This is a genomic window from Sphingomonas zeicaulis (assembly GCF_050433225.1).
Lineage (GTDB): Bacteria > Pseudomonadota > Alphaproteobacteria > Sphingomonadales > Sphingomonadaceae > Sphingomonas_D > Sphingomonas_D zeicaulis.
Map to the genome: position 1 here is coordinate 44,587 of NZ_JBNPXQ010000016.1, position 10,840 is coordinate 55,426.

Consider the following 10,840-nt stretch of genomic DNA (forward strand, 5'->3'; position numbering starts at 1 on the left):
AGGGATCGTTACGGCAACCGCCTGTGTGACCCAAATTCGTCACATTCGACGAACGCCTGATAGCGCTCGCTCAAATGGCGAGGGTGGCGCGCATCAATCCACGGCGAGCATTGCCGATCAGCAGCCTGCCTTGCAGCAGGTCGTCCGACCGCAGATCCTGCTCCACCGCGCGGCCCGCCGCGATCAGCGATGCGCGCAGCACGCCGGGCAGCAGCCCGCGCGCCAGCGGCGGCGTCAGCAGGCGATTGTCGCGCTCGACGAAGAGGCTGGTGAAGCTGCCTTCGGTGAGGAAGCCCTGGGGATCGACGAACAGCACCTCGAAGGCGCCCGCGGCGGTGCGCGCCTGATCGTAAAAGCCGCGCGCGCTGGTCTTGTGGCGCAGCCGGAAGTCCGCCGGATCGACCGGCAGCGGCACCAGCTTCACCATGACCGGTTCCGTCCCCGCCGGCGGCATCGGCCGCCGCTCGACCGCCAGCGCGCCGCTACGCGACAGTTTCAGCCGGATGGTCGCCGGTGCGTCGAGCCCGGCACAGGTGCGCAGGATCGCGGCGCGGATCGCGGCGGCATCGCAGGCGAAATCGAGCGCGGTGGCGCTCGCTACCAGCCGGCCGAGGTGGAGGTCGAGCAGGGCGATGCCGGCCGCCGAATCGAACGCCATCGTCTCGATCAGATCGAAGCGCTCGGGGGTCGCGGCGAAGGCGCCCTTGGTCAACGCCTCGCGCCATTCGAGGTCGACATCCGAGTCGGCGACCACCCCCGATCCCAACCCCAATATTGCCCCCTGTTTCCCCCCATTTTCCCCCGTGAGACACAGGGTGCGGATCGCGACGTTGAACGAGGCGTCTCCCGCGGCGTCGATTCGCCCGATCGCGCCGGTATAGACACCGCGCGGGGCGGCTTCGACCGCGTCGATCACCTCCATCGCGCGGATCTTGGGTGCGCCTGTGATCGATCCGCAGGGGAAGATCGCCTCCACGACATCCACCGCTGACCGCCCCTCGCCGAGCCGCGCGGTGACGGTGGAGGTGAGTTGATGGACGGTGGGATAGGTCTCCACCTCGAACAGCCTGGGTACCGCGACGCTGCCTGGAGCGGCGACGCGGGTGAGATCGTTGCGGAGCAGATCGACGATCATCAGATTTTCGGCGCGTTGCTTTGGATCGGCGGCGAGTTCCGACGCCAGCGCCGCATCGGTCGCGGGATCGCCGCCGCGCTCGGCGGTGCCCTTCATCGGCCGCGCGGTCAGCCGGCCGTCCGCGAGCGTGAAGAAGAGTTCGGGGCTGAGCGAGAGCAGCCAGCGATCGCCGGTGAAGACGATGCCGCCATGCCCCGCCCGCGCGCGCTGGCGCAGCCCGGCATAGAGCGCGAGCGGGTGGCCCGCGATCGCCATACGCGTCTGAAAGGTCAGATTGGCCTGATAGGTGTCCCCCGCCGCGATCAGGCGCTGCACCTCCGCGAAGGCGGTGCCATAGGCGGCGCGGCTGATCAGGGGCCGCGCGGGGGCGACATGGCCGCCGGCGGGATCGGGGAGCAGCTCCGGCACCTCCGCGGCGGGGATCGATTGCCAGCCGCGGAACAGCCCGAACCACAGCAGGGGCCCTTCCGGCTGCGCGCCAAGCGCATCCAGCCGCGGCTCCAGCGCGTGGCCGGCTTCGTAGGCGAGGAAGCCCGCGGCATCGAGCCCCTCGGCGATCCCCGCGCGCAGCGCCGCCAGCGCCGGGCGGACATCATCGCGGTGATGCGCGACGATCACCCGCTCCGGCGCGGCATAGAGCCGTGCATCGCCCGCACCCGCCAGGCGCGCGTCATCGAGCAGGACGAACGGCGTCGGCGGCGGAGGCAAGATCATCGGCGGCGATTGGCACCACGTGCCGGCGATGTCGAGCCGCGCGCCCATTCACAGTTTCGACGAGCGTCGATGGACGCTCCGCACGGCCCCGCCTAACCTGCCGGCAACAGACTGATACAGGGGATATTCGCCATGAAACTCCGCCTCGCCGCCGCGTCGTCCGGCGCCGCGCTCCTCGCCTTCGCCCTGCCCGCCTTCGCACAGGACGAGGTTGCCACTGTCGACAAGCCCGCGGCGCTGGTCGCGGACGGCATTCCCGCCGTGCCCGCCGACCTCGCGCAGAAGACGCGGCCCTATATGGAATATCGCACCGCATCCTTTCAGGGCTGGAACAGCGCCGACAAATCGATGCTGATCGCGACGCGCTTCGCCAATGTCGCACAACTCCACCGCGTCGCCGGGCCGATGATGGCGCGCACCCAGATCAGCTTCGAGGAGGAGCCCGTCAGCGGAAGCTGGTCCCCCAAGGGCGACGTGCTCGTCGCCTCCAAGGATGTCGGCGGCAGCGAATTCTATCAGCTCTACGCGCTGAAGGACGGCCGGCTCACATTGCTGACCGACGGCAAGAGCCGCAACGAGATGGGTGTTTGGAGCCATGACGGCCGCTGGCTTTCCTACAGCTCCACCCGCCGCAACGGCAGCGATTCGGATCTTTACCTGATCGACCCGCGCGATCCGCAGAGCGACCGGATGGTGGCGCAGGTGAAGGGCGGCGGCTGGGCGGTCGCAGCGATCGCGCCCGACGGCAAGACCGCGGTGGCTGTGCAATATATTTCCATCACCAAATCCAACCTGTTCAGGCTGGACCTTGCTTCCGGCGCGATGACCCCGATCGGCGACCACAAGCGCGACATCGCTTATGGCGCCGCCGAGTTCGCGCCGGACGGCACGCTCTATGTCACCAGCGACGAGGGTTCGGACTTCCTGCGGCTCGGCATGCTCGATCCGGCCACCGGCAAGTTCACCGCAAAGAGCCCCGACCCCAAATGGGATGTCGACGGCTTCGACATCGCGCCGGACGGCAGCTTCATCGCCTATATCGTCAACGAGGCGGGCAGCAGCCGCGTCAAACTGATGGACGTGAAGACCGGCCAGGTCCGCGCGGTGGCGGGGCTGCCAGCGGGCGTCGCCGGCGGGCTCGACATCGCGCCCTGGGGCACGATCGGCCTCAGCTTCACTTCGGCGAAGAGCGCGGCGGACGCCTATACGATCGATCCGAAAACGCTGGCGGTGACCCGCTGGACGCAGAGCGAGACCGGCGGGCTCGACACCAACACCAATGTCGAGCCGCAATTCGTCGAGGTGAAGAGCTTCGACGGCGAGACGGTGTCAGGCTTCCTCTACCGGCCCGACAAGAGGAAATTCCCCGGCAAGCGGCCGCTGATCGTCAACATCCATGGCGGGCCCGAGGGACAGTTCCAGCCGGGCTTCGTCGGCCGCAACAATTATCTGCTGAACGAGCTGGGCATCGCGATCTTCTTTCCCAACGTCCGCGGCTCGTCAGGCTTCGGCAAGCGCTTCGTCAGCCTCGACAACGGGCCGTTCAAGCGCGAGGATTCGGTGAAGGATATCGGCGCCTTCCTCGACACGCTGGACAAGGATCCGGCGCTCGACACCCGCCGCTTCGCGGTGACCGGCGGCTCCTATGGCGGCTATATGTGCTATGCGGTGGCGATCCGTTACGGCTCGCGGCTGAAGGGCGCGAACTGCGTCGTCGCCATCTCCAACTTCGTCACCTTCCTCGTAAACACGCAGAGCTATCGCCGCGACCTGCGCCGCGTGGAATATGGCGACGAGCGGGTGCCCGAGCAGAAGAAGAAGCTGCTGGAGATCAGCCCGCTGACCAGCGTCGACAAGCTCACCATCCCGCTGATGGTGGTGACCGGCGGCAATGATCCGCGCGTGCCCGCCAGCGAGGCGGACCAGATCGTCAAGGCCGTGCGCGCCAAGGGCGGCATGGCGTGGCACCTGCTGGGGCAGAATGAGGGCCACGGCTTCGCCAAGAAGGAGAATGCCGATTACCAGTTCTGGACCGGGCTGATGTTCTGGAACCAGACGCTGCTGAAGTGAGCGTGGTGCGGTCGTAGCAGATAAGTCGAAGAGCGCGCCGAACTGCCCCTCTCCCGCACTTCGCGGGAGAGGCTTCTTCCTCTTCTTCGGCTCCGCATCGACAGACGCTCAGGCGCCGAAGAACCAACCCTCTCCCGCGACGTGCGGGAGAGGGCTTGAGCGGCAAATCAGAACTTCACGCCCGCCTCGAAGCCCCAGATGCGGGGTTCGTTGACGTAGGAGGTGAGGTTGTTGAAGTCGATGCCGCCCGTCGACGATTTGTCGTTGGTGATGTTGCGAACGAAACCGGCGAAATCGAAGCGATCGGTCTTATAGCCGAGGCGCAGGCCGCCCTCTAGCAGCTTGTTGTCGGAGAATTCGACCGATTCATACAGGAAGAACTGGATCTTCGAGCGGTAATACCAGTCGGTGAAGGCGTAGAGCGCGCCGTCGCCGACCGGGAATTCATAGCCCGCGGTCCAGTTGAGCGTCCACTTGGGCGCCTGCGGCAACTGGTTGCCGTCGATCGAGTAGATGTTGTCGTCGACGCTGGGATTGCGCAGCGGATCGGTGACGGTGCAGGGCGCGCCGCAGCCCGCAACGAACGCGTTGGGATCGTCGATTTCGGCGACGTTCCACGAACCGCCGAAGCTGAGGCTCAGCCCCTCGACCGGGTTCGCCTCGAACTCCGCCTCGACGCCATGGCCCTTGGCCTTGGCGTTGAGCAGGCTGGCGACGTTGGCGGTGCCGCCCACCGCCGTCAGCTGCAGATCCTTGGTGTCGAAGAAATAGCCGGTCAGGTTGAAGCGCACGCGGCCGTCGGCGAACTTGGTCTTCAGGCCGGCCTCATACGACATCGTCTTTTCGGAATCGGCGGTGGAGATGGTCCGCGCGAAGGTCAGGCGGCCCTGCACCGAGGGTGCGCGATAGCCGCGCGCCACACGGGCATAGAGGTTGACGTCATCGGTCGCGGCATAGGTCGCGCTTGCATCCCAGGTCAGCAGATTGCCCTTCACATTGGCGCGCTGCGGCGGCACCGGCGTGTTGGGGCTGACCACGAACGGCGGCCGCGTTTCGAGCGGACGCGAGGCGACGAAATCGCGCTTGTCGTCATTGTAGCGCGCGCCGGCCTGCAGCTTCAGGCCATTGTCGAACGCATAGTTCAGCGAGCCGAAGATGCCGAACGCCTCGGTTTCCTGCCGCTGCTGCGCGAAGGCTGCGGGGGCGACATCCGTTGGGTTCGAGTATTCATAGCTGACGATGTCGAGGTTTTCCTTGAAGTAAAAACCACCGAACTGATAGCCGAGCCCGCCCGTGTTGTTAGAGGCGATGCGGATTTCCTGGGTGAACTGGTCAAGGCTGGGCACATCGTCACGGCTCTGCGCCGTGAACGGGATCAGGCCGGGGCCGGACACCGGCAGGAACGACGCGCCGAAGCCGCCGTCGATATCGCCGCGGCTTTTGAGATCGCCGTTCCAGTAGGAGGTGATCGAATAGGCCGTGACCGCGCCGAAATCATATTCGAAGTTCAGCCCGGCATTGTAGGTGTTGAGCTTCTGGAAGTTCAGCCCGTCCTGCCGCACCTTGTCGCGCTCGAACGGCGAAGTCGGCCCATCGAGCCCGATCAGCTTGTTGCTGCCTACGGCCTTGGTGTTGGCGCGGAAGATGATCGCCGAGCCATCGAGCACGCGGACCTGGCCGATCAGGCGGCCCTTGAACGGCCCATCCTCATATTGCAGCTGCAGGCGCGCGGCGATGTCTTCATAGCCACCCAGATCCTTGCCTTCGCCATTGGCGATATTGTCGACCCAGTCGTTGCGACGCTGGTAGAGCCCCGAGAAGCGGACCGAGAAGCCGCTGGGGTCGGCGGCGCCCAACCCCAGCTCCACCTGCGAGGTGCCGTAGCGGCCGAGGCTTGCCTTGGCATAGCCGCCGGTCTCGCCGGGCTTCACCGTATCGAACTTGACGATGCCCGCCGGCGTGTTGCGGCCGAACAATGTGCCCTGCGGCCCGCGCAGCACCTCGACGCGCTCCAGGTCGAAGATCGGGAAGCCCTTGAGGATCGGGTTTTCCAGCACGACATCGTCATAGACGACGCTGACCGGCTGCGAGGCGTTGAGATCGAAATCGGTATTGCCGAGGCCGCGGATGTAGAAGCGCGGGAAGGAGCGGCCGAACGAGCTTTCGATGTTGAGGCTGGGGACGCGACCGGCGAGCACGCGCACGTCCGATCCGGTCGAGGTGATCGCGCTGAGCGCATCCCCGGAGACCACCCCGACCGAGACCGGCACATCCTGGATGCTTTCCGCGCGGCGCTGGGCGGTGACGACGATATCGCCGGACGCCGCATCCTCTTCGGCGGGCGCCTGGGCATAAGCGGGCATTGCTGCGGACGCGAGAAGGCCCGCGATGATCAATGAATCACGACGGAAGGCGCGCATGAATTCCTCCTGTTCATGGAGCGCCAGCGCGCGGAATCACGCCTTGCCCCCGAACCCAAATCGTCCACGCGCGCTGCCAAGGGGTCAAGCAGCCGCCATGCCGCGCTGCAAAATTGTCGCGGGCTGTTGCAAATGGATGACGGTGCGGTGACTGCTCCCGCGATCCCGCCGCCCCGGTCCGCCGAATCTAGCCCGCCGGCTGCGCTTCAGCCTCGCGCGCGGCGGCGAGATCGTCCAGCCGGATCTCATGCCGCGCCGCCTCATATTTCGTCGGGATGCGCCAACCGGTCCGATCGCGCATCAGCGTGCTGCCGCAGCGATCGCAGGGTGCCCAATAGAAATCCCCGTCGTAGCGCGCACGATCGCGCTTGGGGCTGTGTCCCACCACACGGCACATCAGGCTCATACTCACACTCCCCTCCCGGCCGCCGCTGCACATGCGGTCGTTCCAGAAGTGCAATGCTAATCCACAAGCTGGTCGCTTGTCGTGCACGAATGCATCCAGGATGGGGGCCGGGTGTCCAAGTCCAGATATCCACAGCGATTTTTTTGCAGTTCCCGGTTCGTTCACTTGCAGCACGCAGAACCCGCGGAGATCCACGCGTCGCGACGATGGAACGAACCGTGACTGCGACGAAACGAATCCCGGTGACGGTGAATCGAGTCTCTGAATCGTCATTTACCCTCTTGTGTGTGAGCGTGGATGAGGCACTATGGGTTGTGTCGCCGCTCGGTGACCAACCCAAGGAATAGTGAACGGTCCGACGCAGCGGCTCCGCGGCGAAGGGTCGTTTCGCCCCGCGAACGGCAGGCCTTGAGGGATCCCGAGTGGTGATTTGGCGTGCCCAACAGGGGGCGCGGGTGTAGAAGGGGGGTTCGCCCCCCGAGTCGAACACACGGTGAACAGAGGGTGGCGCGTATGGAGTTCAGTAACCGGGACGTGAGTTCGAACGAGATGACCATCACCACCGCCGAAGCGGCTGAAGCGGAAGCGGCCACCTCGTCGCGCAGCATCGCCCCACAGCCCTTTCCGGTCGAGGTCGATCACAGCCGCGACGCGCTGCTGACCGATTTCGGCAAGGAAACCCTGACCGACCGCTACCTGCTGCCGGGCGAGAGCTACCAGGACCTGTTCGTGCGCGTCGCCTCGGCCTATGCCGACGATGCGGCGCATGCGCAGCGCCTGTACGACTATATTTCGAAGCTGTGGTTCATGCCGGCCACGCCGGTGCTGTCGAACGGCGGCACCGGGCGCGGGCTGCCGATCAGCTGCTACCTCAACTCGGTGGACGACAGCCTCAACGCCATCGTCAACACCTGGAACGAGAATGTCTGGCTCGCCTCGCGCGGCGGCGGCATCGGCACCTATTGGGGTGCGGTGCGCGGCATCGGCGAGCCGGTGGGCCTGAACGGCAAGACCAGCGGCATCATCCCGTTCGTGCGCGTCATGGATTCGCTGACGCTCGCGATCAGCCAGGGCTCGCTGCGGCGCGGCTCGGCGGCCTGCTATCTCGACATCAGCCATCCGGAGATCGAGGAGTTCCTCGAGATCCGCAACACCACGGGTGACTTCAACCGCAAGGCGCTCAACCTCCACCACGGCGTGCTCGTGACCGACGCGTTCATGGAGGCCGTGCGCAACAATGAGGAATGGGAGCTCAAGTCCCCCAAGGACGGCTCGGTGCGCGGCAAGGTCCATGCCCGCTCGCTGTTCCAGAAGCTGGTCGAGACGCGGCTGCGCACCGGTGAGCCCTATATCGTGTTCAACGACACGGTGAACCGCGCGATGCCCAAGCATCATCGCGACCTGGGGCTGAAGGTCTCCACCTCCAACCTCTGCTCGGAAATCACGCTGCCCACCGGCCGCGACCATCTGGGCGAGGACCGCACCGCGGTGTGCTGCCTCTCGTCGATGAACCTCGAGACCTGGGACGAGTGGAAGGATCATCCGACCTTCGCCGAGGACATCATGCGCTTCCTCGACAATGTGCTGCAGGACTATATCGATCGTGCGCCGCCCGAAATGGCGCGTGCGAAGTACAGCGCCAGCCGCGAACGTTCGGTCGGCCTCGGCGTGATGGGCTTCCACAGCTTCCTCCAGGCGCGCGGCATCCCGTTCGAGGGCGCGATGGCGAAGTCGTGGAACCTGCGCATCTTCCGGCACATCAACGCCAAGGTGAACGAGGCCTCGATGCTGCTCGCGCAGGAACGCGGCCCCTGCCCCGACGCGGCCGAGATGGGCGTGATGGAGCGGTTCAGCTGCAAGATGGCGATCGCGCCGACCGCGTCGATCTCGATCATTTGCGGCGGCACCTCCGCCTGCATCGAGCCGATCCCGGCGAACATCTATACGCACAAGACGCTGTCGGGCAGCTTCGCGGTCAAGAACCCGTATCTGGAAAAGCTGCTGGTCGCGAAGTCCAAGGATTCGAGCAACGTCTGGAACTCGATCCTCGAGCGCGGCGGCTCCGTTCAGCATCTCGACTTCCTGACGCAGGAAGAGAAGGACGTGTTCAAGACCAGCTTCGAGATCGACCAGCGCTGGCTGCTCGAACTCGCGGCGGACCGCACGCCCTATATCGACCAGGCGCAGTCACTGAACCTGTTCATCCCGGCGGACGTGGAGAAGTGGGATCTGCTGATGCTCCACTTCCGCGCGTGGGAACTGGGCATCAAGTCGCTCTATTATCTCCGCTCCAAGTCGGTGCAGCGCGCCGGTTTCGCGGGCAGCGGCGGCGTGGAGGCGGACAACACCATCGACGCCCCCCGCTTCGAGATCGGCGAGACCACCGACTATGACGAGTGCCTGGCCTGCCAGTGATTGAACCCTCTCCCCCCGTGGGAGAGGGAGGGGCCCGCCCGGCAACGCCGGGTGGGAGGGTGAGGGGGCGTGCGGAAGCGAAACGCGCCTTGCTCCCTTCCTCCACCACCGCGCGGGGCCGCGCCCTTCGCCGCAACGCCACCGAGGCCGAAACCCTCCTCTGGCGCGCGCTGCGGGAAAAGCTGCCGGAGGCGAAATTCCGCCGGCAGCAGGCACTTGGCCCGTACTTCGCCGACTTCTGCTCGCACCGCGCGCAGTTGGTCGTCGAGGTGGATGGCGGCCAGCATGCCGAGGCCGAAGCTTATGATGCCGCCCGGACCGCCTTCATCGGCGGCGAGGGCTACCGAGTGATCCGCTTCTGGAATCACGAGGTGCTGACCAATCCCGACGGGGTTCTCGCGCGGATCGCGCAAGCCCTGACGCCCCCTCACCCTCCCGTCCGCTGACGCGGCCGGGCCCCTCCCTCTCCCACCAGGGGAGAGGGGAAGAAGGATAAAGACGATGCCCCTTCTCCAAGCCTCCAAGGTCTACAAGCCCTTCGAATATCCCTGGGCCTATGAGTTCTGGAAGCGCCAGCAGCAGCTGCACTGGCTGCCCGAGGAAGTGCCGCTGGGCGAGGATTGCCGGGATTGGGCGCAGAAGCTCTCCGATCAGGAGCGCAACCTGCTGACGCAGATCTTCCGCTTCTTCACGCAGGCCGATGTCGAGGTGCAGGATTGCTACCACGAAAAATATGGCCGCGTGTTCAAGCCGACCGAGATCAAGATGATGCTGACCGCGTTCAGCAACATGGAAACGGTCCACATCGCCGCCTATTCGCACCTGCTCGACACGATCGGCATGCCCGAGACCGAATATAGCGCCTTCCTCCAGTACAAGGAGATGAAGGACAAGCATGACTATCTGTCGACCTTCGGCGTCGACAGCGACGAGGATATCGCGCGCACGTTGGCGATGTTCGGCGGCTTCACCGAGGGGCTGCAGCTCTTCGCCAGCTTCGCGATGCTGATGAACTTCCCGCGCTTCAACAAGATGAAGGGCATGGGCCAGATCGTCACCTGGTCGGTGCGCGACGAGACGCTGCACTGCGAGGGCATCGTCAAGCTGTTCCACGCGTTCGTGAAGGAGCGCGACTGCCTGACCGCGGCGGTGAAGGACGACATCATGGACATGTGCCAGAAGACGGTGCGCATCGAGGATGCGTTCATCGACCTGGTGTTCGAGATGGGCCCGGTGCCCGGCATGACGCCCAAGGACATCAAGAAATATGTCCGCTACATCGCCGACTGGCGGCTGGGCCAGCTCGGCCTCAAGCCGATCTACATGATCGACGAGCACCCGCTGCCCTGGCTGACCCCGCTGCTCAACGGCGTCGAGCACGCCAATTTCTTCGAGACCCGCGCGACCGAATATTCGAAGGCGGCGACCCGCGGCAACTGGAACGAGGTGTGGGACAGCTTCGACAAGCGCCAGAAGGCGAAGTCGAGCGCGATCGCCAACGAAGATCTGGACGATGGCGACATGTTCTCGAAGGCAGGGATTGCGGCGGAGTAATCCGCCGCCCCCCCCCCCCCCCCCCCCCCCCCCCCGGGGGGGGGGGGGGGGCGGGGGGGGCGGGGGGGGGGGGGGGGGGGCGCGCGGGGGGGCGCGGGGCCGGCGCGCGGGCGCCCGACGCCCACA

Annotated in this window: 7 protein-coding genes; 4 read left to right on the forward strand and 3 right to left on the reverse strand. The window is 65.8% G+C overall.

All coding sequences use genetic code 11. The annotated features are described in order from the left end of the window. Positions 1 to 70: 70 nt before the first annotated feature. Positions 71 to 1,849: an aminodeoxychorismate synthase component I gene (gene pabB / locus FHS96_RS28400; RefSeq protein WP_429599962.1), complete on the reverse strand. Its 1,779-nt coding sequence runs from the start codon at positions 1,847 to 1,849 to the stop codon at positions 71 to 73. Positions 1,850 to 1,981: 132 nt separating this feature from the next. Here pabB and FHS96_RS28405 point away from each other — a divergent pair, with 132 nt between their 5' ends. After that, positions 1,982 to 3,919: a S9 family peptidase gene (locus FHS96_RS28405; RefSeq protein WP_429599943.1), complete on the forward strand. Its 1,938-nt coding sequence runs from the start codon at positions 1,982 to 1,984 to the stop codon at positions 3,917 to 3,919. Between the two features lie 167 nt (positions 3,920 to 4,086). Here FHS96_RS28405 and FHS96_RS28410 read toward each other — a convergent pair whose 3' ends face one another. Both FHS96_RS28410 and FHS96_RS28415 read right to left on the reverse strand, forming a co-directional pair. Beyond that, complete coding sequence (locus tag FHS96_RS28410) at positions 4,087 to 6,339, reverse strand: TonB-dependent receptor (protein ID WP_429599946.1); 2,253 nt, start codon at positions 6,337 to 6,339, stop codon at positions 4,087 to 4,089. 187 nt (positions 6,340 to 6,526) lie between these two features. Continuing rightward, a complete protein-coding gene (locus tag FHS96_RS28415) occupies positions 6,527 to 6,745 on the reverse strand; it encodes a hypothetical protein (RefSeq protein ID WP_429599948.1) in 219 nt (72 codons plus the stop codon). A gap of 513 nt (positions 6,746 to 7,258) precedes the next feature. Between FHS96_RS28415 and FHS96_RS28420 the strand changes: the two genes are divergently transcribed. The 3 genes from FHS96_RS28420 to FHS96_RS28430 all read left to right on the forward strand — a co-directional run bounded on the left by FHS96_RS28420 (position 7,259) and on the right by FHS96_RS28430 (position 10,714). Then, positions 7,259 to 9,160, forward strand: coding sequence for a ribonucleoside-diphosphate reductase subunit alpha (locus FHS96_RS28420; RefSeq protein ID WP_429599950.1), 1,902 nt, complete (start codon positions 7,259 to 7,261; stop codon positions 9,158 to 9,160). 89 nt (positions 9,161 to 9,249) lie between these two features. Continuing rightward, positions 9,250 to 9,606: an endonuclease domain-containing protein gene (locus FHS96_RS28425; RefSeq protein WP_429599952.1), complete on the forward strand. Its 357-nt coding sequence runs from the start codon at positions 9,250 to 9,252 to the stop codon at positions 9,604 to 9,606. A gap of 55 nt (positions 9,607 to 9,661) precedes the next feature. Then, complete coding sequence (locus tag FHS96_RS28430) at positions 9,662 to 10,714, forward strand: ribonucleotide-diphosphate reductase subunit beta (protein ID WP_429599955.1); 1,053 nt, start codon at positions 9,662 to 9,664, stop codon at positions 10,712 to 10,714. Positions 10,715 to 10,840 lie beyond the last annotated feature (126 nt).

What these genes read in the sequence shown, in the direction of transcription:
- FHS96_RS28410 (WP_429599946.1), bottom strand. Translation starts at nt 6,339, where the DNA reads ATGCGCGCCTTCCGTCGTGATTCATTGATCATCGCGGGCCTTCTCGCG.
- FHS96_RS28405 (WP_429599943.1), top strand. Translation starts at nt 1,982, where the DNA reads ATGAAACTCCGCCTCGCCGCCGCGTCGTCCGGCGCCGCGCTCCTCGCC.
- FHS96_RS28430 (WP_429599955.1), top strand. Translation starts at nt 9,662, where the DNA reads ATGCCCCTTCTCCAAGCCTCCAAGGTCTACAAGCCCTTCGAATATCCC.
- pabB (WP_429599962.1), bottom strand. Translation starts at nt 1,849, where the DNA reads ATGATCTTGCCTCCGCCGCCGACGCCGTTCGTCCTGCTCGATGACGCG.
- FHS96_RS28415 (WP_429599948.1), bottom strand. Translation starts at nt 6,745, where the DNA reads ATGAGCCTGATGTGCCGTGTGGTGGGACACAGCCCCAAGCGCGATCGT.
- FHS96_RS28420 (WP_429599950.1), top strand. Translation starts at nt 7,259, where the DNA reads ATGGAGTTCAGTAACCGGGACGTGAGTTCGAACGAGATGACCATCACC.